Origin of the sequence: Chryseobacterium sp. FP211-J200, from assembly GCF_001643375.1 — a bacterium.
Lineage (GTDB): Bacteria > Bacteroidota > Bacteroidia > Flavobacteriales > Weeksellaceae > Epilithonimonas > Epilithonimonas ginsengisoli.
Genome location: NZ_LSHB01000020.1, coordinates 1 through 24,762, shown reverse-complemented (window position 1 = coordinate 24,762; position 24,762 = coordinate 1). Strand labels below are relative to the sequence as shown.

Sequence of the window (24,762 nt, the reverse complement as noted above, 5' to 3'; positions counted from 1 at the left end):
ATTTTTTCCAAAATTGAGACAGTTTGCTTCTAAGTTTTGTTAATGAAGGGTTAACGGACGGTTAATGGTGGTTTTGATAAAAAATTGATTGTACTTTTGAAATATGAATCGCAAGAGAAGCATCACCGTTATTTTGTTTACATTTAGCCTGATTGTTCTGGTTGCGCTTCAGGCGTATTATATCTACAATTCTTATCGTCTCGAAGAGAAAGACCTAAACCGACAAGCCAGATCGATTGCCGATAAAGTGATGAATGAGATGGATAAGTACGATACTGATGCGAATGACAATCAGCTGATCGGTGATTTTGAAAGAATTAAAAAAGGAATCGGAATTCAAAAAGAAAAAATCATATTCCCTGAAAAAGTATATTCTTCCGAAGCATTGTATAGCGAGAAATTAGAAGAATTAATAAAGAAAAATTCAGCCGATTCTGGTTTGGAGATTGCAATGAAAAATGAGATCTACTCGGTTTTTGATCAAGTACAACGTAAAGAACTGCTCCCAAAAAATAGGGCGATCATTCTATTCCAAACGGCAAAAAAACTTTCCAAGCCCAATCTGATTGCAGAAAGCAAATGGTCCAGCCACCAGTCCAAAGAAAATACAGATACAAATCTAGACGAGAAATATGATTACAAGATCCAATCCAAGTCTTATTATCAATTACTCAACATCGATTTTCTCATTTATAAGAAAGTGATACCATTGATTGTCATTAGTTTATTGATTGTAATTTTAATTGTTTATTTATTTCGGAACAGCTTGAAAAATCTGAATCTCCAGGAAAAGAAAATCTCGCAACTTCACACCACAATAGATTCCATTGCACACGAACTGAATACACCAATCACAACTTTGAAATTTTCCATTGTTCAAACTTCAGATTCCGAAACTAAAACTTTGCTCCAAAGACAGATCAAACGTCTGGAACATATTGTAAATTCCATACATCATTCTGGGTCGGAAGATAATTTGATTGACAAAAATGGAATGGAGAATTACTTTTCAAATATTAAGAAAACTCATGATCATATCAACTTTAATATCGATTTTAATGCGGTTACAAATACAATTATTCGTCAAAATGATTTCGTACAGATCATGGACAATCTCATCGACAATTCAGTTAAATACGGTGCGAAAAACCTTGATATTATCATTAATAAAAATCTTGAAATCGAAATCTCCGATGATGGAATTGGAATCCCAAAAGACGAACAAAAACCTATTTTTGATAAATATTACCGCGTCTCCAGAACCGAAAATCTGAACATCAATGGTTTGGGCGTCGGATTGTTCTTGGTAAAATCCATCGTTGATAAATACAAAGGAAAAATTTCAGTAAGATCCAATCCGGACAAAGGCGTAACTTTTAAAATCCACATTCCAAATGAAAACTAAAATCCTTTTGGTAGAAGACGATCCCGATCTGGGAATGGTTTTGAAACAGTATCTGGAATTCTCAGATTTCGAGGTCAATTGGATTCCAAATCCTGAATTGATCTTGAGCAATAAACAAATTATCCAAGATTACCAATTGGCAATTTTGGACGTAATGCTTCCATTTATGGACGGTTTTGAGCTTTCAAAAGAGATCAGAAAAATATCAGAAATTCCGTTTCTTTTTCTCACTGCGAAGGGCCAAAGCATCGATAAAATCCTTGAATTAAAACTTGGTGCTGACGATTACATCACAAAACCTTGCGAACCGGAAGAGTTGATCTTAAGAATCAAAAATATACTCAAACGACAAACTTAGCCTATCAACGATATTGTGAAAATTGGAAATTATTCATTCTTCCCGTCGCAGTTCAAATTAAGTTTTGGAATAGAAAATTTTCAACTCACGGAAAAAGAATCAGAACTCTTGCTTTTGCTTTCCAGAAACAATCAAAACATCATCAACAGAAAAGAAATTCTGGAAAATCTCTGGGGCGAAAATGATTATTTTTTTGGCAGAAGTCTAGATGTTTTCATGACAAGGCTTAGGAAATATTTGCAAAAAGATCACAGGATCAGATTCGAGTCCGTTCGTGGAATAGGATTCAAAGTGGAGTTTCCAGAGTAGTTTCGGCTTACTGAAAAATTTTACAATTTTCTGCTGATCACGTAATCCAGCATCAGTTTTAAAGATTCCTTCGCTTCGTTATCAGGGAATTCTGCTAAGATGGCCAATGCTTTCTGTTGGTAATCCTTCATCGTTTGGATCGCATAATCCATTCCGCCGGAAGACTTTACGAATTCCACCAATTCACGCACTTTTTTGGAATCGTTATTATAACGCTTTATCGTTGCGAAATATTTTTTGTAGTTCTCAGGACTTGCATTCTTCAAAGTATAGATCAATGGCAAAGTCATCTTCTGTTCCTTGATGTCAATTCCAACTGGTTTCCCAATGATATTGCTGGTTTGATAATCAAAAAGGTCATCCTTGATCTGAAAAGCCATTCCTGTGTAGGTCCCGAATTCCTGCATTTTTTTCGCAGTCGCTTCGTCCACATTGTTGGAAAGAACGCCAACTTCACAACACGCCGCAATCAGAGTTGCAGTTTTCTGACGGATGATCTCATAATAAACATCCTCCGTAATATCCAGTTTTCGCGCTTTTTCAAGTTGAAGCAATTCGCCTTCAGACATTTCCCGGATCGTCCTTGCGATCACAGCCAAAAGGTCGTAATCTTTGTTGTCCGTAGAAAGCAAAACCGATTTTGAAAGCAAATAATCGCCGACCAAAACCGCAATTTTATTCTTCCAAAGTGCATTGATAGAAAAGAAATTGCGACGTTTGAAACTCTCATCCACAACATCATCGTGCACCAAGGTCGCCGTGTGGATCAGCTCGATCATACTTGCGCCACGGAAGGTTTTTTCGTTCACATTTCCGACTAGTTTTGCGCAGAGAAATACAAACATTGGGCGCATCTGTTTCCCTTTTGTGGTCACGATGAAGCGCGTAACTTTATCCAGCAGAGCAACATTACTTTTCATAGATTCGTAAAACTTTTGCTCGAAAAGTTTCATTTCATCAGCGATCGGAGCCTTGATTAATTCTACAGTATTTGCCACTTTTTGCCTTTAGAGATTATGTTTTTTTGGAGCAAGACGTTTGGTATTTCTATTCACTTGTCCAACCCGCTTTCCGTTGCAATCTTTTTTTGCAAAAAAGGATTTCCACTGCAATCGGGGCTATGTTGACGATTGGTCTATCGATTCACCCAAAAAACTATTCTACAAATATAATTATTCTAGATCTTTAAAAGGAATAAAATAAAGACTTTGAGGCACTTTTTTGATTTTTATATTGAATCTTTCGCCGGAAATATAGATTCCTTTTTCAGTCGCAGTAATTCCTTCAATTTGTCCAATGTTGAAAGCTCTTCCCAAAGCAAACTTTTTTAAGGGTTTGTTAAAGAAAAGATTGCCATTTTCATCTTTCTCAAAAACCATCAGAAAGACGTTCGCTTTTTTCGTGTAACCAACAACGTACAGTTTGTTGTCAAAAACAGAAGCATCCGTTACCACAAATCCCGTATCAAAACTTTCCAATTTCTGTGCTGGCTGATTTTCCGTCAGATTTTTATCAATCAAATAATGCGAAACGGTATTGGTCACCCATTCTTTCGTAAAAAGATGAATGTTTCCATCTAGGGAAATCATTGCTTCTGCATCAAAATTATTACTGATATTTTTTGGTGTAAAATCAATTTGTTCGGGATAATGAAACGGAATTATTTTTATCGAATCTGCAATCAGAGAATCATTCTTAAAAGGAACTTGATAAACTTTTAGATCTTTCCTCGTTCCTAGATTATTCCCAAATTCTCCGATGTAGAAACTCTTGCCATCATTCGTGATTGCTTCCCAATCGAGATTTGTGAGACCAGTTTGAAAAGTCTTTTCGATGAATGAACTTCCTGGTTTTATCTCGAAGATTTCACTTGTATTTCCGCTGTCATTGAAGGAGAACAATCTTCCGTCCAGATTCGTCAAGCCAGAACTTTCTCTCAAAGAATCGCTCATGACTGCGATCTTATATTTTTTAAGATTTAATCGTTGAGTTTTCTGCGCAGAAACTTGTAAAGTAAAAAGAAAAACGAATAAAAATAGAATCTGTTTTTTCATATCGCGAACTTACAGAATATTCATAATATCATCCCAGCCGGAAACTCTCATGGAATTTTCTACGACTGCATTTGCGTTGTGAGGTTGAGGAAAAATAATTCTTTGACCAGGAAATAAATTCAGGTTTTTAGGGTGGTCGTCAATCATAATATCACCGATGATAAAGTCTTTTCGTCCACAGAAGATCATTTGTTTCCAGCTGATAAAAGGGAAGTGCTCGCCCAACCATTCTGCTTTTTCCGTAAGACTGTTTGGGAATTCTGTCGCAGAAGAAACAATTAAAACATTGTATTTTTCATTCAAATATTTCAAAGCTTTCACAGCGTTTTCTGTCACTGGAACGGTTCTGAAAAAACCTTTGGAATTCACATCTTCTAAGAAATTGGGGAAAGCAACTTCTTCCAATAGTCCGGAAATGTTTTCCCAAAGAATTTGGTTTCCGTTTCGTTTGTATTCGTAATCGATGAAATGTTGGTTTGTGTTGGCAAGAACGCCGTCCATATCTACTAAAATCGTCTTCATAGTGTAAAATTATGAATTGATCTTTGGAAGGAAAAACTTAATGGATTAAAAGATTGTTAAAGAAAATTATTCCGCAGATTTATTCGCCAATTGTCCACAAGCTGCATCAATATCGCCACCACGGCTTTTTCTCACCATAATAGTGATGCCTGCTTTTTCCAGTTCACGGACGTATTTTTCTTCTGCTGCAACACTTCTGTGGTCAAATTTACCTTCACCAATTGGATTGTACTGGATCAAATTGACTTTACTGGGAACTTGTCGGCAATATCTGATCAAAGCTTTGATATCTTCATCGCCATCGTTGATGCCTTTCCAAACGCAATACTCGAAAGTAATAGGAGAGCCAGTTTTCTGATACCAATATTGCAAAGAATCCATAATGTCTGTCAAAGGAAATTTCTCGGAAAATGGCATAATGTCATTTCTTTTGTGCTCGATTGCAGAGTGTAAAGACAAAGCTAATTTTACTTTGATCTCTTCATCGGCCAGCATTTTTATCATCTTCGGAATTCCGGATGTGGAAACGGTGATTCTTCTTGGCGACATTCCCAATCCTTCTGGTTTTGTGATCTTGTGAATGGCTTCGACAACGTTTTTGTAATTCATCATCGGTTCGCCCATTCCCATAAACACAATGTTCGTGAGTGGTCTGTCGAAATATTCTTTACTTTGTCGATCAATTAATGCAACCTGATCTACGATTTCTGCAACTTCCAGATTTCGCATTCTCTTAAGTTTCGCCGTTGCGCAAAATTCACAATTCAATGAACAGCCAACTTGTGAGGAAACGCAGGCTGTGCTTCTGGATTCTGTCGGAATTAGAACAGATTCTACCATCAATCCATCATGAAGCTTTACGCCATTTTTGATAGTTCCGTCTGTGGATTTTTGTAACAGGTCGACAGAGATCGGATTGATGAAAAAATCACGGGTCAGATTTTCTCTTAGTTCCTTAGAAAGATTCGTCATCTCATCAAAGGAATGCATATTCTTGCTCCAAAGCCAATCATAAACTTGCTTGGCACGGAAAGGTTTTTCGCCAATCGTACCGAAATAGTCTTTGATCTGATCTAGGTTAAGTGTTCTGATGTCCTTCAATGTTCTGAAATTTTTTGCAAAGATACGGGATAATGTACCAATTCAAAAATATAACAATGTAACAATAGATAAATATGATAATTTGTAATCACGTTACTTTTATAATATTTAATATTAACTATTCGATTCATTATTAAATTGTTACACTTTTAGATTGTTGTACTGTTAAATTGAATTAAAGTATTTTGAATTTTGAATCGACTTTATTAATATATTCCTAATTCTTACATTTGCATTGATTTTTACCCTCATGGAATTCCAAGCCGTTTACGAAAGCCCCTTTAAACTGAAATTATCCTTTGAAAAACTGATCCAAAAAATGGAATCGGAAGCTTTTCAAAATGCTGATTATGCAGTTTCTCACAAAAATATTTTGGAAAGAATAAAAGACTTTCCCGAACTGAAAGACGGCATTGCCGACCTTGACTTCTTCGTGAAAAATGAAGTATTGATGAAAGACCTTCTGAAGGATCTTTTCCCGCCAATGCTCACGAAAAATGAGATCAAGGCCATCGGTTTTCCTTTTTATAATTTCTTTTTCAATCCTACAGAACGGTTTCAAACGATCATCAAAAAAGCAGGAGAAAATTTTGATATGCTGATCAAGGATATGGATCCGCATCGTTTTTATGTGATGTGTTGCTGTATTGTTTTGAGGGATTATTACAATGTGCAGCTCAATTTTGCAATGCCATTTATCTTCGATATTCCGAATGAAGAAGGCATCGTAAACCATTATCGTTTCCTTAATAATGTAGATTTTATCGAGGTCAATCCAAGGGAGAATTTTAACAGATTATCGGAAGATGAGATCTCAGAATTGCTTGATAATTTTGAAGACCACGAACTTTGGAAAAAGAAATTTCCTGCAGAAAGTTGGGAGCTGAAAGGTTTTGCGGTCATCAGCTTCTTCGATGCAACTACTGAAAGTGCCATCTCAAATCTGAAAAGCAAACTCATCAATATTGAAGATGATAAAAATCTGAAAGCCGAACTCAATACTATTTTCCGCTCCATCTTTCAGGTTGCCGATCTGGAAGTGGGTTACACGGCAATCAATCATGAGGATAACAAATTTGTAAGAAGTCCGATCAATGGGATCATGGACAGTTTTATCTTGACATCCGATCCTAGAGATTGTAAGAATGAAATGCTTTGCGAAAAGAATTTCAACACGTTGGTAGATTCTAAAAAATACTTCAGCGTTTCTGATGTGGACATTAGTTTTCAGGAATATCCTGAGAGCCAAATGGCAAAACAATTGTACGAAGCCGGAATCAAAAGTGCCATTTTTGCACCAATCATCAAGGAAAAAAAAATCCTTGGAATTGTAGAATTGGTTTCCAAAAAGAAATTACTGAACAGTATCAATGCGAACAAAATGGAAATCGTAATGCCTTACTTGGTAGATACGATGGACAGGCTCTACACGGGTATTGAAACGAGAATCCAAGCCATTATTCAGCGTGAATATACCTCGATACATCCAAGTGTTTATTGGAAGTTCCGACAAGAGGCGGAGCGTCATATTGGATTTTATAATGCAGAATTTGATCTGCCTTACAGGAATATCAGTTTTCAGGAATTGACGCCACTTTTCGGGCAGACAGATGTTCGTAATTCTTCGGTTTCCAGAAATCTCGTCATCAAACAAGATCTGGAAATTCAGTTGGAATTGATCTCGGAATTACTTTCAAAATTCGCTTCAGAAAATGAGTTGGATGTCTTTGATAATAAACTGAATTATTATCGAGAATTACTTCAAACGGATATCAAAGCGGACACAGAAAATATGGTTCAGACCTTTATACTTTCGGAGATCCATCCTTTGTTTGAGTCGTTAAAACTTCAAAATATCGAGTATAATCAATTGGTCACAGATTACTTCAAAAAGTTGGATCCGAGAACCAATATGGTTTATGATTTCCGCAGAAAATTTGATGAGAGTCTGTCCTCCATCAATAAAAATCTGGCTGATATTCTGGACAAAAGACAGGAAGAGCAGCAATTGCGTTTTCCGTTCTATTATGAGCGATTCAAAACGGATGGCGTAGAGCATAATATGTACATCGGGTCATCTATTGCACCTGATTTGACTTACGATCCGGTATTTTTGAAAAACTTGAGATTGTGGCAATTGCGTGTTCTTTGCGAAAGTGAATTACAGTACAATCAATTCCGAAAAAATCTGGAATTTTCTTTGGATGTTTCTTCTTTGATCTTGGTTTACAGTACGCCGATCAGCATCAGATTCCGGATGGATGAAAAGCGTTTTGACGTAGATGGAAGCTACAATGCGCGGTACGAAATGATCAAAAAACGCATCGACAAATCAACAATCAAAAATTCAACTGAAAGAATTACGCAGCCTGGAAAGATCAGCATTATTTTCTCTCAGGAAAAAGAAAGACAAGATTACATCAAATTGATAAAAATTCTACAAGATCAGAATATCTTAGAATCTCATATTGAGGAATTGGAAGTAGAAGACCTTCAGGGAATCAATGGTTTGAAAGCTTTGCGAGTTGCTGTAAATTATAAGGCGACGGAAGTTGATTATGAGTTTGTGAAAGTGGTTTGAAAGGACTAATAACTTTTGGTTTCATTTAAATAATGTAATAAACCGAGAATATGTTGTTTTGTATGACTTTTAAAAATAAATTTAAAATACCATATTCCATCATCATAACTATTATTTTCGAGTCGCCATTTTATCTCTAGTAAGTCTTTTATTATATCAAATAAATCATCAAATGCATCTCCTAATGCGCAGTTACTTTCAGTTGTCGGCACTTTTGTCAAATCAATAAATGTATTGTAAAACCCAATTGCTGGAAAATTTGATTTGATATTATCTTCTATATTTAAAAACTTTGTAATGTCGAATTCTGAATACTTGACTTCATCAAAATTATATTCAAATTCAAAATACAATTTATAAATGATAATCAAATTCTTTTCTAGATTTTGCTCTTTCTCAAGTTCTGCAATATTTGATTTTAAAGCATATTTTATAATCTGATTAATAGATTGAATTAATTCTTTCATATCTGATTCTAAACCGTCACATGCCTAAATGCCACCACAAATGCCACCACAGAAACAATAATTCCAATCGTGAAAACTGTGTAAGTTAACCTCAATAATTTATATTTTCTGTTCAAGACAATTCCAAGGTAATAAAGGTCTTTGATCATCGTGTCGTAAAGATATTGTCTGTCGGCCATCATTTCCTTCATCGCCCAGAGATATTCTTCCATCGGCATTTTGTAGAAGTTTCCGAAGAAAAGGAGATTCACTTTTTTCTCCTCAATTTCTTTTCTGGTAAATGTTCCACTGGACACTTTCGGTCTTGTGGACATGATCGCCAAAATGATACACGCCACGCTCGACATGATCATTACAAAAGTCGGAACGATCAAATGTGAATTGCTTGGCGCATCCAATTTCGGGATCAACGTAGACAATGCAACAGAAATGATGATCGCGTTGACAGAAAGCAAGATATTCGCTTTGCTATCAGCGATCTGGCTCAGTTTGGTGTGGTTGTTCAGCGTTACACGGAACATTGTTTCTATACCACGTTCCGGCGATTCCAGTTTTTCTAATTTTTTCTTGTTAAGGAGCGCCTTATCCTTATCCTGACTGGATTTTTCCTTTTTATCTTCTTTCAGATCTTTGATTTTAGCAAAGATTTTCTCTGTGTTTTTTTCCTTTATTGGTTGCCAATTTTCTCTGGCAAATTTGGTGTAGAACTGATGTTTTGCGAAAAAAGCCGTATTCAATTCTGCCCATTGCAACTTACTGAATTTCTGATGATGCACTTCTTTGATTTCTAGTCTCAGATTTTCACAAACGTTGAAATAATCGTCTGACGCCAAATGATAAAGATCCGCATCCTTGATGATGTTTTCCAGATGATCAGTAGGTTTGTAGAATTTATCAGTAGCTAATATCAGTTTCCCGATCTTCGCAATTCTGGCTTCATCATATTGATGTTTTCTCAGGAATTCCTCAGCCATTTTTCGGCTTTCTTCCTCATGATTTTCGCTGTCGTCGATATATCCCAGATCGTGGAACCAGCCTGCCAAAAGCAGGTCTTCCGTGTCCTCGAGACTCACGTTTTCTTCTTTTGCAAGGATCTTTATTTTATCTACAACCTGTATCGTGTGGTCAAGATTATGATATGTATAAACAGAAGATAACCTATCTTTGAATAAATTTTTAACGTGATCTTCCGAGATTTTCAAAATATCCATAAATGCAATTTGAAAACAAATTTAAGAAAGTATTGACAGCTTACTAATTTTAATTTTGTTAAATATTGTTATAGTTTGATATTTAATTAAGATTATATTGAATAATTTTATGGCAGCTTAATCCGCCTTCCGCTCACAAACCTAACGAAGTGGTTCGACGAAGTCAATCTTTTTTGCTCATGTTTTCAGTTCAATTAGAACGCGATGACCACGCAAAAAAGGATTTCCGCTCAAACCTAACGAAGTGGTTCATCGATTCAAATAAAAAGATAATAAAAAGGAGATAAGTCGGGCTGCGCTTCGCAAAGCTGAACATGATCACCTGGCATTGAAGTTTTTCCATCAATCAAAAAAATATGAAAAAAATATATCATTTCTACCTTTTAATTCTAATCTCTATCACCATTATTTCCTGCGCAGTCCAAAGTGCGGATTATGGGAAAAATGTCAAAAATTTCGAAAAGAATTCCAGTATAAAAGACAGCATCATTCACACCTTCTATTTGGTTGGCGATGCCGGAAATCTAGACCAGGACGAAGCTTTTCAGAATATGAATGTTCTGAAAGATTCACTTTCCAAAGCACCACAAAATAGCACACTTCTTTTCCTTGGCGATAATATCTATCCAGTCGGGATGCCAAAAAAAGATGATCAAAATAGAAACTTGGCAGAAAAAAAACTTGACAATCAAATTTCTTTGGCCAATAATTTCTCAGGCAAAACGATATTCATTCCCGGAAACCACGATTGGTACAACAACGGTATCAAAGGTCTGAAAAGAGAAGAAGATTATGTTACAGAAAAACTGAAAGATAAATCAGCATTTTCACCTAGAAATGGTTGCCCAATCGAAACTCGAAAGATCAACAAAAAACTGACCTTGATCTTGATCGATACGGAATGGGTTTTGGCAGACTGGAGCAAAAATCCAGGCATCAACGAAAAATGTGCCCTCAAAACCCGGGAAGATTTTTACACAGAATTTGAGGACCAGCTCAACAAAAATCAGAACAAAACAATTGTGGTTGCCACGCATCATCCATTGATTACCCACGGTTCTCACGGTGGGAATTACTCTTGGGAGAAACAGATTTTCCCTTTGGAGAACAAATTTCCATTGCCAGTTTTAGGTTCGATCATCAATTTGACGAGAGCAACTGGTGGAATCACGCATCAGGATATTTCCAATCAGAATTACAAAAATTTGGCTGACAGAATCAAAACTTTGATCAGCGGACGGAAAAATGTAGTGGTGGTTTCTGGTCACGACCACAATTTGCAGTACATCGAACAAAATGATATTCGCCAGATCATAAGCGGAGCAGGCTCCAAAACCGAAGCCGCAAAAGCGATTGGACGCAATGATTTTTCTTTCGGCAAAAATGGTTACGCTGAACTGAAAATTTCAAAATCAGGAAATGCTGAAGTCAGTTTTTATAACCTTGATTCCAAAAGATCCGAATTGTTATTTAGAAAAACAATTTTAGGAAAAGAAGAAAAGATTTCAAAAAATTTTCCTAAGAATTTCCCAGAATATTCAGAATCATCGATCTACGATTCTGCGATGACCAAGAAAAACAAGTTTTACGAATTCCTTTGGGGGAAACATTACAGAGAATATTACTCCAAGAAGATCAATGTAAAGAATCTGGCCTTGGATACACTTTTTGGTGGCGTAAAAACGGATAGAGCAGGAGGTGGTCATCAAACCAAATCATTGCGATTGGAAACTAAAAGTGGAAACGAATATGTAATTCGCGCACTTAAAAAAAGTGGTGTGCGATTTTTGCAGGCTGTTGCCTTCAAAAGTCAATATGTGATCGATGATTTTTCAGGAAGTTATGCGGACAAATTCCTTTTGGATTTCTACACGACCTCACATCCTTACACGCCTTTGGTCATCGGCGATATGTCAGATAAACTGGGAATTCGCCACACAACGCCACAGCTTTTTTACATTCCAAAACAGAAAACTTTGAAGAACTTCAATGATACTTTTGGGGACGAATTGTATTATCTGGAAGACAGACCAATTGAAACGGAGGAAAATCCAAATAAAGTCGTAGGAACAGACGAAGTGATCCTAAATCTTGCCAAAGACGAAAAATATAGGATCGATGAAAAAGCATGGATCAAAGCCCGTTTGTTCGATATGCTGATCGGCGATTGGGACAGACATCATGACCAATGGAAATTTGAAGAGAGCAAGGAAAATGGAAATATGATCTACAGTCCAATTCCGAAAGACAGAGATCAGGCGTTTGCAAAATATGACGGCTTTATAACTGGAATCTTGATGGAATTTCCTGAGCTGAAACATATGCAGACTTTCGATAGTGAAATTGAAAGCGTGAAATGGTTCAATCGCGAGCCGTATCCTTTGGATCTCGTTTTTGCTAAAAATTCAATCCAGAGGGATTGGTTGAAAGAAGCAGAATTCATTCAGAATAATTTGACAGAGAATGATATTCGGTCAGCCTTTAAAAATTTACCAAAAGAGATTCAGGACAAAGTTTCAGAAGATCTGATCCAAAAATTAATGACCAGGAAAAGTGACTTGCAGAAATATGCTTCAGAATATTACAGGATCTTACAGGAAAAAGTGATACTGACCGGAACCGATAAAAAAGACAGATTTGTTGTCGTCAGATTACCAAACAACGAAACTCAGGTCAATATTTACCGATTAAAAAAATCCGGCGAAGAATTGGCTTCATCCAAAATATATCCGGGAGAAGTTACCAGAGAGATCTTGCTTTATGGCCTGGATGATGATGATGAATATGTAGTGCAAGGAAACAACAAAACAAGCATTAGAATTGAACTTTTAGGCGGTTTGGACAATGACAAATATTCGGTTTCCAATTCCAAAAAGGTGAAGATCTATGACTACAAAAGCAAGAAAAATGATTTTGAGAATAAAGGCAATGCTAGAATCAAATTGACGGATGACTATGACATCAACCAATACAATTACCAAAATCCGAAGTACAATGTTTTCACAACCTATCTCAATTTCAATTTCAATCCGGATGATGCGTTGGCAATTGGTTTCAATGCGGATTACACAGTAAATGATTTCATCAAAAAGCCATATTCGCAAAAACACCATTTTCTGGCCAATTATTTCACGGGGACAGAAGGTTACGAGTTGGCTTACCAAGGTTTGTTTCCTACTTTGACAGGCGGTTGGTCCTATGGTTTGGATACGAGAGTTACAAGTTCGCACTACATTCGGAATTTCTACGGAATCGGAAACGAGACCATTAATCCGAAAGAAGAATTTGGAGATCGATTCAATAATGTAAGAGCGCGTGAATTTGCGTTTTCTCCGTCCATCAACTGGAACAAAAATGCAGCAACCTTCTCCGCAAAGTTGAAATATGAGATTCTTGAGGTCGCTAAAACGGCCGGTCGTTATATTTCCTTGCCAGGCATTGTGAACGAGGATGTTTTCAAATCCAAACAATTTGGAGGTGCCGATGTTTCCTTTGTTTATGAAAATTATGACAACAAAGCGAATCCTAAGTTGGGAATGAAATTCGATGTCCGAGCAGTTTACAATATCAATCTTCAAAATACAGATAGGCAGTTTACATCTGTAGAAACAGGACTTGGATTTTTGCATTATTTGACGCAAGATCAAAAATTGGTCTTGTCGTCTTATGCAAAAGCAAAATGGCTTCTAGGAAACGATTACGAGTTTTATCAAATGTCAACTTTAGGCGGAAATACAGATCTGCGTGGCTTCCGATTCAACCGTTTTTATGGGAAGAATTCCTTCTATCAAAGTTCCGATCTGAGATATGAAGTTGGGAAGGTCAAGAACTCGATCTTACCTTTGACGTATGGATTTTTTGGCGGGTTTGATGTTGGTAGAGTTTGGGTTCCGAATGAACATTCCAAAAAATGGCACAACTCTTACGGCGGTGGATTTTGGTTAAATGCAGTAGATGCAATTTCTGCAAACTTCTCTTATTTTACATCGTCCGATGGTGGAAGATTGGTAGTTGGAATTGGCGGAACTTTTTAAATTAATGTGATGATAGAAACCGAACGTCTTATTCTGAAACCTTACGCTCTGGATTTTGCAGAGGAATTTTATATCAAATTTCAGAAAGATCAAACTTACCTCGAAGATTATTTTTCAAGAACTTTAAGTGTTACCAAAACTCATGAAGAAACCGAACGTTACTTCAAGAATAAAATCGAAAGTTTTCAGAATAATGAGGGTTTTTATTTCGGAATTTTCCTTAAAGAATCGGATGAATTGATTGGTCATATTTCTGTCCGAGAGATTGATTGGACCATTCCGAAAGGAGAGTTGGCCTATTTTATTTTCAGTGATTTTTCGGGTCAAAAATATTCTTACGAAGCTCTGAAGGCCTTCCGCGATTTCTGTATCAAGGAAAAAGAAATGTTTCGAATCTTTATGAAAATTGCACCTGACAATATTGCCAGCAAAAAAGTGGCGGAATTTTGTGGTTTTGAGTTGGAAGGTTTGTTGAGAAATGACTACAGAAAAAGACAGGAAGTTCTTACGGATATGTTGCTTTATTCTTTTACGAAATAATTTATTTCAACTTTAACTGATAAAGATTCCCCGTAATTTTCTTATCGCCTTCATCTGTCATTAGAATCGTGTTTTCATCTTTGAAACAAAGGCCTTCCTTCTGTGTGTGGTGATTCAGCTCAATTTTTTCCACATCTCCTGAGAAGAAATTATCGCCTTTCCAATTGGTGAAGATCCAAACTTTATCGGAACTTAAAATTGCAACTTTGTCCTTATCTGGACTGATGTCAGCGCTTGTTACCGCACAATGATTGAACTGGTCGCAAGTCACAAAACTACCTAGTTTTTTAGCTGGCAATTTCTGAAGCGGATTATTTTCAACTTCGTAAAGAACTGTTGTACCATCAAATTTTGAACTTCTATTTTTTGTGAACAGATAGAATTTATTTTTAAAGATAAAGAATGATTCTACATCAAAGATCCTGTCCTTTTTCTTCGGTGGAAATTCCGTTTGCTCAGGATAGTAGAATTGAACGATGAACTGTGCTTTAGCTTCATCCTTATTGAGATCTGCTGCATTTATTTTATAGATGTCAAGATCTTGACGGTCGTTATCGTTATTCCCAAAATCTCCGATGTATAGATTCCCTTCGTCGTCAGAGGTCAGATCTTCCCAATCGTTATTTTCAACATTGGTAATGGTGATTTCCTTTATCAATTCTCCTTTTTCATTAAATCCGAAAAGAACATTCTTGTTATGACTGTCCTCGATTGTCCAGATCAATGGTGATACTTTGGAGATTTGTGCAGCGGATGCTTCTTTTATTTTTTTCGGTAAAGGGACAATCGTAGAAAAATTTTCCTGAGTCTGAGAACAGGAAAACGTGATCGATAATAATGCTAAGAAGGAAAATATTTTCATATGATGAAATTAAATAAAATAAAAGACATAAAAAAATGCGCAACCAAAAAGCTGCGCATTTGTATTTTAAAATTGAGATTCTTAAAGGATCAGCATCGCGTCTCCGTAAGAATAGAATTTGTATTTTTCTTTGATTGCTTCCTCGTAAGCTCTCATGATGAAATCTTTGTTCGCAAAAGCAGCGATCATCATGATCAATGTAGATTTTGGCGTGTGGAAGTTGGTGATCATCGCATTTGCAACACCAAAATCGTGTGGCGGATAGATGAACTTGTTGGTCCAGCCTCTGTAAGCCGAGATCTTTTTATTAGAAGAAACAGAAGTTTCCAAAGCTCTCATCGTAGTTGTCCCAACGGCACAAACTCTGCGTCCTTCCTCAACAGCTCTGTTGATGATCTCTGCATTTTTCTCATCGATGATGGCTTCTTCAGATTCCATTTTGTGTTTGGAAAGATCTTCAACTTCAATTGGGTTGAAAGTTCCTAAACCAACGTGAAGCGTGATCTCAGCAAAATCAACACCTTTGATCTCCAATCTTTTCATCAAATGTTTTGAGAAATGCAGACCGGCAGTCGGAGCGGCAACAGCACCTTCTACTTTTGCATAGATCGTCTGATATCTTTCAGCATCTTCTGGTTCAACTTCTCTTTTGATATATTTTGGAAGTGGTGTTTCACCAAGTTCTGTCAGTTTTGCACGGAATTCTTCGTAAGAACCATCGAACAAGAATCTAAGTGTTCTTCCTCTTGATGTCGTGTTGTCGATAACTTCAGCAACTAGAGATTCGTCCTCAGTAAAGAATAATTTATTACCAATTCTGATCTTTCTAGCTGGATCTACCAAAACATCCCAAACGCGCGTTTCACGGTCCAATTCTCTTAATAAGAAAACTTCGATCTTAGCGCCAGTTTTTTCTTTGTTACCGAATAATCTTGCTGGGAAAACTTTGGTGTTATTGAAAATGAAAAGATCTTTCTCGTCGAAATAGTCGATCACATCTTTGAACAGTTTATGTTCGATGGTTTCAGTTTTTCTGTCAAGAACCATCAATCTAGCCTCGTCACGGTTTTCTGATGGATGTTCAGCTAGTAATTCTTCTGGAAGGTCAAAATTAAAATCGGATGTCTTCATAAAATTTACGGATTTTATTGTATTAAAATTTATTGGAATGGCAAAGATACAACATTAGAAAGCCTTTGTCAAGTAAAACTGACTTTTCGAAAATCAAATTGACGACATTATGAATTATTTAATATTTTTTTGGAAAATTAGTAATGTTATTTGGTGTTTTCTACAAAAAACATTTAATTTAGTGCATTTAAAAGTTGTTATCGCCAATTAATTCGCTTTGTTATGAGTATTGAAAACGAAAATCCTGAAATCGAAAAACCAAATTCTGAAGTCGAGTCTGCTGAAAATCAATCAGTAGAAGAAGTGACGCCAGAAGAAGTTTCGAAAAATGAAAAACCAGAAGCTGTGGAATCTGAATCTGTGGAAGAAGTTCCTGCAGAGGAAAAAACCGAAACTGAAACGGAACCCGAAGCTGAACGTCAGGAAATCGAGATTGCAGAAGAAAATTATTCCAACCTTTCTTTGAAGGAAACTTTGGACGAAATGGAAACAATTGTCAACAAAGACGATGCGCATTCGTTTTCGAAAAAATTCAATGCACTGAGAGATCACGCCAATCACAAAGTGGCAGACGAAATCGAAGACAAAAAGCACGAATTCTTGGAGCAAGGCAATGCAGAAGAACATTTTGAGTTCCATCATCCGCAAGCTTCAAAACTGTCTGCACTGGTCAACATCTTCCGGGAAAAACAGGACAAATTCCATAAATCTCAGGAAGCAGACCATCAAAAAAACCTGGACGAAAGATTAGGAATTATCGAAAGACTTAAAAACCTCTATTCTAATTCCGAACCGGGCGTCAATCTTTTCAAATCGATAAGAGAGATCAAAGAAGCTTGGGGAAATGCAGGACAAGTGGCAAAATCCGAATTCAAAAATCTTAATAACAATTATTTCCACCATCTGAAAATGTTCAATGAGATGTTGGATCTGAACAAAGAATTCCTTCATCAGGAATTTGCCCACAATCTTGAAAAAAGACAACACATCATCTCAAGAGCCAAAGAATTGCTTGACGAAAAAGTAGTTCAGAAAGCCTTGAATGAATTGCAATATCTTCACAAGCTTTGGAAAGAAGAAGCTGAACCTGTTGCAGAGGAATTCCGTGAGAAGACTTGGGAAGAGTTCAAAGAAGTTTCCAACAAGATCCACGAAAGAAAATCTGAGTTGATCGCAGTGATCGAATCTGAGCAATTGGAAAATCTTGAGAAGAAAACCAAGATCATCGAAGAACTGAAAACGCTTGCAAAGCCAGAATCTATCAATCATACTTATTGGCAGCAGGCGATAAAAAGAGTAGAAGACCTTCGTACCGAATTCCTGAAATTGGGGCCGGTTCCTAAGAAAGTTTCCAATCAAAACTGGACAGACTTCAAAGTCGTTTTGAGAGAATTCAATACTGGAAAAAATGATTTCTATAAAAACTTGAAAGGCTCTCAAATTCACAATCTTGAAGCAAAACAAGGCCTGATAAAAACCGCTCAGGACAATATGAATTCTGAAGATTGGGATATCGTAGTCCCGCTTTTCAAGAAACTTCAGGAAGACTGGAAAACCATCGGTCACGTTCCTAGAAGCCAGGCAAATAAAGTTTGGGATGAGTTCCGTGACGCTTGCAATACCTTCTTTAAAAATTACAGAGAGAAGAATAATGCAACAGGCGACAACTGGAAAGAGAATTACAAAAGCAAAAGAGCATTACTTGAAGACCTCAAAGCATTGACGGATGAAGAAGGTTCTGTGGAGAAAATCGAGAATATCAAAAATGCCTGGAACGCGATTGGAAAAGTTCCTAAAGATAAATTGTCCATCAATACAGAATTCAATAAAACGCTGAGAGAAAAACTAAAACTCAACAAGATCAATGAATTCGATCTAAAAGAGGAAAATCTTTCTGAAAACCAATTGACAGACAAAGCGAGAAAAATCAAAAATCAAGTGGCTGACTTAGAATCAGAGATTGTCCAGCTTGAGAATAACTTGTCATTCTTTGGTACGGCAACACGCGATAATCCTTTGTTGAAAGATACTTACGATAAATTGGACAGCAAAAAAGAACAGTTGGAAAGTCTGAAACTTTCTCTTCATAATATTATTGCTGGAGAATAATAATCTAACTTGTTATTAAAATACAAATCCCCTTTTACAGGGGATTTTTTTATTTATTTGCTGAATGTAAATCATTATTAATATTCAAATTCAAAAAAATAAATTAAATCTTGTAAAAAAATGATATTTTTATGACCCGTTATTAAAACTACTTTATGTTGAAAAAATACTTGTTTATAATATCTCTTTTCCCAATTTTAGGCCTTGCTCAAGCGCCTATAGAATATTACTCTGGGACAGAAAACCTTTCAGGTTATGCATTGAAAACTAAGCTTCACGACATCATTTCGAATAAAGTTTACAGTTTTCATTATGATGATCTGAAGACTATTTATGGGCAAACAGATATTGATAAGTATTACGATTATGGGGCTGATAATACAGCATATTTGCTGGATATTTATTCTAATAATCCGACAGGGACAACTGCCTATCATTATACACTAAGCAACATCATTGGAAGTGCAAATGCAGAAGGTTTGGGCTGGAATCGTGAGCACATGATGCCACAAAGCTCTTTTAACAGTGCATATCCGATGTATTCAGACCTGTTTTTCGTAATTCCTACAGATGCGAGGATCAACCAGTTGAGGAGTAATTATCCTTATGGAAAAGCAGGTTCGACCGTTTATTACAATTTTACCAACGGGTCAAAACAAGCTTCCAACGGAACACCGAATGCAACTTACACAGGAAGGGTCTATGAACCAGTGGATGAGTTCAAAGGTGATGTTGCGAGGTCTCTTTTATATTTCGCAGTGAGATACGAGGGGAAATTAGGAAGTTTTAATTTCAGCACCAACGCAAATGATCCAACGAAAGACCAGAATCCTTTGGACGGGACCGAAGAGAAAGCTTACGAGAACTGGTATATCACCATGCTTCTCAATTGGCATCAGCAAGATCCTGTTTCACAAAGAGAAATTGATAGAAATAATTCGGTTTTCAACGTTCAGAAAAATAGAAATCCCTTCGTCGATCATCCGGAATGGGTGAGTGCAATTTGGGATCAGACTTCAGATAATGTGGCGCCCGCAGCACCTTCACTTTTGTTGGAAAGGAATTCTGCTTATTTTGTCAACCTTACTTGGCAGGCAAATTCAGAATCAGATGTGATCGGCTACAGGATCTACCAGGATAATGTCTTGGTGGCGAACACTAAAACCAATTCTGTTGCTATCGACCACCTGACTCCAGGAACGAGTTACAATTTTACAGTAAAAGCTTACGATAATGCCTATCTGGAAAGTCCTCAAAGCAATATATTGAATGTCACAACTTTGGCGACGGATGTATTTGCAAAAGACCTTCAAATCGTAAAATATCTTGAAGGAAGCGGAAAGAACAAAGCTTTTGAGATTGCCAATAGAACAGGTCACAAGGTCAATTTGAATGGTTACAAAATGTACATTCAGTACAAGGGAACGGCATATTACTTCGGAGAACCTTTTGAATTGGAAGGTGATATCGAGAACAACCAAAGTTTTGTGGTCATCAATCCTAATGCCAATTTCAGCTGTTTCGATGTTGCCAATGCGAAGTTCGTGATCGCTGGACCTGCTCTCACTTTTGAGGGCAACAATTATGTAGACCTATCTTACAAAACCGGAACTGTAGATGCAATTGGAACAAAAGGGATCGATAATACAAATGGCAACAGGTCACTTTACAGAAATTCCAACGTGACCAATCCGACAGCGACTTTTGATATTAATGAATGGACGAGCTATGCATCAGATTACTGCTTGAATTTGGGAAGTTTAGCAGCTGATGACATCGCAAACAAAACTACGGACTTTCATATCTATCCTAATCCTGTAGCGGATGTTCTTAATATTACTGGAGATTTGCGTAAAGCTAAGTCGGCCAAGATCTATGACCTGTCTGGAAAATTGATAAAAGAGATTAAGGATCCGTTTGTAAATCAAAGATCGGTCAACGTTAACGCATTGCTTCCAAATACTTACATTTTAAATATCGATGGAAAGTCAATGAAATTCATCAAAAGATAAAATCATATTTCCTCACACTATCAAATAAAAAAAAGCCTTTGAAAATTGGCTTTTTTTTATTTGATGACCTTCTTATCCTGTGGTATTAATTTTATGTAAAAAATTCGTAAATTTGTGCGTAAATCTAATCAGTAAAAAAAGTTTGAACGGAAATCGTAGTGAAAGCGAATTCTGTTTGAAAAAATGAAAGTCATTATGAGTCAAAAGAAAGAAATGCTTTACGAAGGTAAGGCTAAACAGGTTTTTGCTACAGACAAGCCTGACGAAGTTGTTGTACGTTACAAAGATGATGCTACAGCCTTCAATGCACAAAAACGTGGACAGTTCGATAGAAAAGGCGAACTGAACAATGCAATTTCTACACTTATTTTCGGATATCTTGCAGAAAAAGGAATTCCAACGCATTTCATCGCAAAACTGGATGACAGAGAGCAGCTGGTAAAAAAGGTGGACATCATTCCTTTGGAAATGGTCGTTCGTAACTACGTGGCAGGAAGTATGGCTCAAAGATTGGGCGTGGAAGAAGGATTGAAATCCCCTGTAACTATTTTTGATCTTTGCTACAAAAGAGATGATCTGGGAGATCCTTTGATCAACGATCATCACGCTGTTTTCCTTGGCGCAGCAACTTATGAAGAATTGAATGAGATGTACGCTTTGACAGATAAGATCAACCAACTTTTGATCGATCTTTTTGACAAGGCCAATGTGATCCTTGTAGATTTCAAGATCGAATTAGGGAAAACTTCAGACGGTAAAATTGTTTTAGCGGATGAGATCTCTCCCGATACTTGCAGACTTTGGGACAAAGACACAATGAAAAAGCTGGATAAGGATAGATTCAGAAGAGATCTTGGCGAGATCACAGAAGCTTACGTTGAGATCTACGACAGACTACAAACCGCTTTAGCTAAATAATCCAAAAACCATAAAAATGGATTTAGAATTTCAAGAATATAGCACATTACCGAAATATGCTTTCCAAAACCGCTATCAGGAATTCGAAGAAACCAAACATCTTTCCAAAGAAGAAAAGGAAGCTCACTATCCTTTTGATAAAATGGAAGAGGAATGTGGCGTTTTTGGATTGCATTCAACAGAAAATCAGGATACATTTTCACTTTCGCAGTTTGGACTTTTTGCCTTACAGCATCGTGGTCAGGAAGCTTGTGGAATAGCTGTTGGGAACAATGGGAAGATCCTTTCTGTAAAAGATGAAGGTCTGGTTTTGGACGTTTTCAAATCGATAGAAGATCCTCAGCAATATATGGGAAGCACCGTTATCGGTCACACCAGATATACGACTGCAGGAGACAAAAAGAAATATAACTTTCAACCGTTCTTTGCAAAGAATGAATATGACCAGATCATCCTTTCGATTGCTCACAACGGGAATTTGACCAATGCAAAGCAACTCAGAAAAGAATTGGAAGATGAAGGCGTGGTTTTCCGTGCAACCTCTGATACCGAGGTTATTTTGAGATTAATTCAGAAAAACCTAGACCTTGGACTTCGTGGCGCAATCAAAGCGACGATGGAAAAGATAGAAGGCGCTTATTCTGTAGTTGGACTTACGAGAAACAAATTTTTCGCCTTCCGAGATTTCAATGGGATCAGACCTTTGGTTTTAGGTGCGATTGATGAGAATACATTTGTTGTAGCTTCAGAAAGTTGTGCTTTGGATGGAGTAGGAGCACAATATGTGCGCGATGTTTTGCCAGGCGAGATTATCTACACCAGCGACAATGAGAAAGGTTTGCAGTCTTACATTGTCAAGGACGATTGTGTCAATAGGATCTGTGCTTTCGAGTATATTTATTTTGCAAGACCAGATTCTACTTTGGAAGGCATCAACGTTCACGAAGTGCGTGAAAAATCCGGAATGAAAATTTGGGAACAAGCGCCTGTGGATGCAGATATCGTGATTGGTGTTCCAGATTCCGGTGTTCCAGCTGCGATTGGTTTTTCCAAGGCTTCAGGCATTCCGTTCAGACCGGTTTTGATCAAGAACAGATATATTGGACGTTCGTTCATTATTCCTTCGCAGGAAATGAGAGAGCATTTGGTCAATCTAAAACTGAATCCGATTGTTTCTGAGATCAAAGGCAAAAGAGTGGTGATTATCGATGATTCCATCGTGAGAGGAACGACTTCAAAACGTTTGGTCAAGATTCTTAAAAACGCAGGTGTGAAGGAAATCCACTTCAGAAGTGTGTCTCCGCCAATAATTGCGCCGTGTTTCTTAGGGATTGATACGCCAACCAAGGACGATCTGATCTCTGCCAATATGAACAAGGAAGAACTCAGAAAATATCTGGATGTTGACAGTTTGGAATTTCTAAGCGTTGATAATTTGGTTAGCATTTTAGGCTCGCCAGATCACTGTTTCGGATGTTTTACGGAAAAATATCCAGTGAAAAACCCAGACGAGTTAGCATTTGTAGACCAGGGTGATTAAAATTTGGGCAGCTTTATCCGCCTTCCGTTCCCAATCTTTTTTGCAGACGATTTCAGTTTAAATAGAACTTAAGCAAAAGCAAAAAAGGATTTCCACTCAAGTCGGGCTGCGGATTTGTATATAAAATTGAAGTTATGACATTCATTTTGATGTTTGTCAAAATATTAAAACCGCCAACGCAAGTTCTTTTGTGTTGGCGGTTTTTTTGGATCAAGATCAAAACCTGGGGACTAGGCGAAAAGTTTGGATAATCTAAAAAGGAAAAATGCTTTGTCTTTTACGCCCCGAAGTTGTAATCTAAAGTTCTTTATTTTCGAGTTAAACGATTCTGCAGATGCATTGGTACTTCTTCTTTCAAAATAATTCAGGATGTCATTATAATGGTTTGTAATCGTATTTTTAAGTGTTGAAAAGGATTTAAAACCTGATTCTTCCACATCTTTAAACCAATGGGCAAGTTTGAGCATTGCTACAGATTTTAATGTGTTCTGATTATAAATTTTCCTTAGTTTATCGGATAAATTGTAAGCTTTTTCCAAATCTGGATATTCATTAAACAGAATTTCAGCTCTCTCACCTTGGCTTTCCGTCCATTTTTCTCTGCTTTTGTAAAGTAAATAACGGCTTCTTGCCAAGAGTTGCTTTCGGGTGTCGCCATTGCTGAAAACTTGGATTTCCGGTTTTGCTTTCTTTTCTTTAGCTTGTTTTAGGATTTCATTTTCTGAATCAATCGCTTCCCAACGGTGTTTTACTCTAATTTCTTGAACAGCTTCTGCGGCAAGCTTCTGGACATGGAATCTATCCACAACCTGTACCGCATTGGAAAAGCATCTTTTGGCAACGAGTTTCATAGAACCTGCCATATCTAAGGTGACCTCTTTTACTTTCAGTCTTAATTTTCGATTGATTTTAAGTAGTTTATCGATCGTTTCTTCGCTTTTAGTTCCTTTGATAATGGCAACAATACTTCCTTTTTTACCCTTGGCTTGTTTGGAAGTAATTACGGTGTAAAGTTCTCCCTGAGATAAGGCTACTTCGTCTAAAGAAAGGTGTTCTGAGAGATTTTCAGGATATAGAATCCAGTCTTCGGCGTGTTGTTTTTGATACCAGTCTTTAAATCCACTGAGCGATTTCTTATACTGTCTTTGGAATTTTTCCCCCTTAACACCGTACATCTCTCCGATAGTTTCTAAAGGAAGCGCTTTAGTATCGGCTGATTTTTTTTAAGAATGATGCAAAATCCTGCGTCATTCGGGTTCCTTTGGCGATAAGATTCCAATCTCTTTGTAGAATTTTGCCTGACTTCAAATCAGTCCATCTTCTGCGTTTGATGTGCAGCTGTACGGCTTTTCCACGAAGCGGAAAGTCATCAACCGTAATCTCTTCATGAAAGCCTTTAGATTGAAGCTGTAAAACTGAAAATTCTTTGGGAATTGTATTTTTCTCTTCAAAATAAAGGTGAAGCAAGCCTTCAATATCTTCAAATTTTACAACATCAAAGTATTCAATTAAGTATTCAGGTAATAATAGCTTGAGTAGGTCTTCTGTTTTCATCCTCTACAAAAGTATCAATTTTTGCTATTACTCCCCAGGTTTTGATCTTGATCC

The 24,762-nt window shown here is 36.9% G+C and carries 20 protein-coding genes; 10 read left to right on the top strand and 10 right to left on the bottom strand.

The features are described from left to right. The first annotated feature begins 103 nt into the window (after positions 1 to 103). The 3 genes from AXA65_RS07045 to AXA65_RS20445 are packed head-to-tail and all read left to right on the top strand — an operon-like array spanning position 104 to position 2,072. Entirely contained in the window at positions 104 to 1,405 is a 1,302-nt protein-coding gene (locus tag AXA65_RS07045) for a sensor histidine kinase (RefSeq protein ID WP_063969418.1), read from the top strand. Beyond that, positions 1,395 to 1,763 (top strand): response regulator transcription factor, encoded by a 369-nt coding sequence (locus tag AXA65_RS20450; protein WP_317040337.1) that lies wholly within the window; start codon positions 1,395 to 1,397, stop codon positions 1,761 to 1,763. Before AXA65_RS07045 ends, AXA65_RS20450 begins: the two co-directional genes overlap by 11 nt. A 15-nt stretch (positions 1,764 to 1,778) precedes the next feature. Then, a complete protein-coding gene (locus tag AXA65_RS20445; RefSeq protein ID WP_317040336.1) occupies positions 1,779 to 2,072 on the top strand; it encodes a winged helix-turn-helix domain-containing protein in 294 nt (97 codons plus the stop codon). Between the two features lie 20 nt (positions 2,073 to 2,092). Here AXA65_RS20445 and AXA65_RS07035 read toward each other — a convergent pair whose 3' ends face one another. The 4 genes from AXA65_RS07035 to rlmN form a co-directional block, all read right to left on the bottom strand. Next, complete coding sequence (locus AXA65_RS07035) at positions 2,093 to 3,070, bottom strand: polyprenyl synthetase family protein (protein WP_063969417.1); 978 nt, start codon at positions 3,068 to 3,070, stop codon at positions 2,093 to 2,095. 174 nt (positions 3,071 to 3,244) lie between these two features. Further along, positions 3,245 to 4,126, bottom strand: a complete 882-nt coding sequence (locus tag AXA65_RS07030) for a hypothetical protein (protein WP_063969416.1) — start codon at positions 4,124 to 4,126, stop codon at positions 3,245 to 3,247. Positions 4,127 to 4,135: 9 nt separating this feature from the next. Continuing rightward, positions 4,136 to 4,648, bottom strand: a complete 513-nt coding sequence (locus tag AXA65_RS07025) for a 5' nucleotidase, NT5C type (RefSeq protein WP_063969415.1) — start codon at positions 4,646 to 4,648, stop codon at positions 4,136 to 4,138. Positions 4,649 to 4,714: 66 nt separating this feature from the next. Further along, the gene (gene rlmN, locus AXA65_RS07020) at positions 4,715 to 5,749 is read right to left on the bottom strand and encodes a 23S rRNA (adenine(2503)-C(2))-methyltransferase RlmN (RefSeq protein ID WP_063969414.1); all 1,035 of its coding nucleotides are present in this window, start codon (positions 5,747 to 5,749) and stop codon (positions 4,715 to 4,717) included. 250 nt (positions 5,750 to 5,999) lie between these two features. Here rlmN and AXA65_RS07015 point away from each other — a divergent pair, with 250 nt between their 5' ends. Further along, positions 6,000 to 8,330, top strand: a complete 2,331-nt coding sequence (locus AXA65_RS07015) for a hypothetical protein (RefSeq protein ID WP_063969413.1) — start codon at positions 6,000 to 6,002, stop codon at positions 8,328 to 8,330. Positions 8,331 to 8,335: 5 nt separating this feature from the next. Here the strand turns inward: AXA65_RS07015 and AXA65_RS07010 are convergent, their stop codons facing one another. Together AXA65_RS07010 and AXA65_RS07005 are read right to left on the bottom strand one after the other, a co-directional pair. Continuing rightward, positions 8,336 to 8,797, bottom strand: coding sequence for a hypothetical protein (locus AXA65_RS07010; RefSeq protein WP_063969412.1), 462 nt, complete (start codon positions 8,795 to 8,797; stop codon positions 8,336 to 8,338). 8 nt (positions 8,798 to 8,805) lie between these two features. Then, complete coding sequence (locus tag AXA65_RS07005; protein ID WP_063969411.1) at positions 8,806 to 10,008, bottom strand: Pycsar system effector family protein; 1,203 nt, start codon at positions 10,006 to 10,008, stop codon at positions 8,806 to 8,808. Positions 10,009 to 10,364: 356 nt separating this feature from the next. On the opposite strand from AXA65_RS07005, the gene AXA65_RS07000 reads away from it, so the two are divergent. Together AXA65_RS07000 and AXA65_RS06995 are read left to right on the top strand one after the other, a co-directional pair. Next, positions 10,365 to 14,042, top strand: a complete 3,678-nt coding sequence (locus tag AXA65_RS07000) for a metallophosphoesterase (RefSeq protein WP_063969410.1) — start codon at positions 10,365 to 10,367, stop codon at positions 14,040 to 14,042. Between the two features lie 9 nt (positions 14,043 to 14,051). Next, positions 14,052 to 14,582 carry a GNAT family N-acetyltransferase gene (locus AXA65_RS06995; RefSeq protein ID WP_063969409.1) on the top strand — a complete coding sequence of 177 codons (531 nt, stop codon included), beginning with the start codon at positions 14,052 to 14,054 and terminating at the stop codon, positions 14,580 to 14,582. Between the two features lies 1 nt (position 14,583). Here the strand turns inward: AXA65_RS06995 and AXA65_RS06990 are convergent, their stop codons facing one another. Both AXA65_RS06990 and queA read right to left on the bottom strand, forming a co-directional pair. Beyond that, a complete protein-coding gene (locus tag AXA65_RS06990) occupies positions 14,584 to 15,444 on the bottom strand; it encodes a hypothetical protein (RefSeq protein ID WP_063969408.1) in 861 nt (286 codons plus the stop codon). An 81-nt stretch (positions 15,445 to 15,525) separates the two neighbouring features. After that, positions 15,526 to 16,575, bottom strand: coding sequence for a tRNA preQ1(34) S-adenosylmethionine ribosyltransferase-isomerase QueA (queA, locus tag AXA65_RS06985; RefSeq protein ID WP_063969407.1), 1,050 nt, complete (start codon positions 16,573 to 16,575; stop codon positions 15,526 to 15,528). 222 nt (positions 16,576 to 16,797) lie between these two features. Here queA and AXA65_RS06980 point away from each other — a divergent pair, with 222 nt between their 5' ends. The 4 genes from AXA65_RS06980 (at position 16,798) to purF (ending at position 23,154) form a co-directional block, all read left to right on the top strand. Beyond that, positions 16,798 to 18,684, top strand: a complete 1,887-nt coding sequence (locus tag AXA65_RS06980; protein ID WP_063969406.1) for a DUF349 domain-containing protein — start codon at positions 16,798 to 16,800, stop codon at positions 18,682 to 18,684. A 155-nt stretch (positions 18,685 to 18,839) separates the two neighbouring features. Continuing rightward, the gene (locus AXA65_RS06975) at positions 18,840 to 20,696 is read left to right on the top strand and encodes an endonuclease (protein WP_063969405.1); all 1,857 of its coding nucleotides are present in this window, start codon (positions 18,840 to 18,842) and stop codon (positions 20,694 to 20,696) included. 195 nt (positions 20,697 to 20,891) lie between these two features. Next, complete coding sequence (gene purC, locus AXA65_RS06970; RefSeq protein ID WP_063969427.1) at positions 20,892 to 21,614, top strand: phosphoribosylaminoimidazolesuccinocarboxamide synthase; 723 nt, start codon at positions 20,892 to 20,894, stop codon at positions 21,612 to 21,614. Positions 21,615 to 21,630: 16 nt separating this feature from the next. After that, positions 21,631 to 23,154, top strand: a complete 1,524-nt coding sequence (gene purF, locus AXA65_RS06965) for an amidophosphoribosyltransferase (RefSeq protein ID WP_063969404.1) — start codon at positions 21,631 to 21,633, stop codon at positions 23,152 to 23,154. 230 nt (positions 23,155 to 23,384) lie between these two features. On the opposite strand, the gene AXA65_RS06960 is transcribed toward purF, so the two are convergent. Beyond that, positions 23,385 to 24,329 (bottom strand): transposase, encoded by a 945-nt coding sequence (locus tag AXA65_RS06960; RefSeq protein ID WP_063969403.1) that lies wholly within the window; start codon positions 24,327 to 24,329, stop codon positions 23,385 to 23,387. A 28-nt stretch (positions 24,330 to 24,357) separates the two neighbouring features. Next, positions 24,358 to 24,708 carry a hypothetical protein gene (locus AXA65_RS06955; protein ID WP_063969402.1) on the bottom strand — a complete coding sequence of 117 codons (351 nt, stop codon included), beginning with the start codon at positions 24,706 to 24,708 and terminating at the stop codon, positions 24,358 to 24,360. Positions 24,709 to 24,762 lie beyond the last annotated feature (54 nt).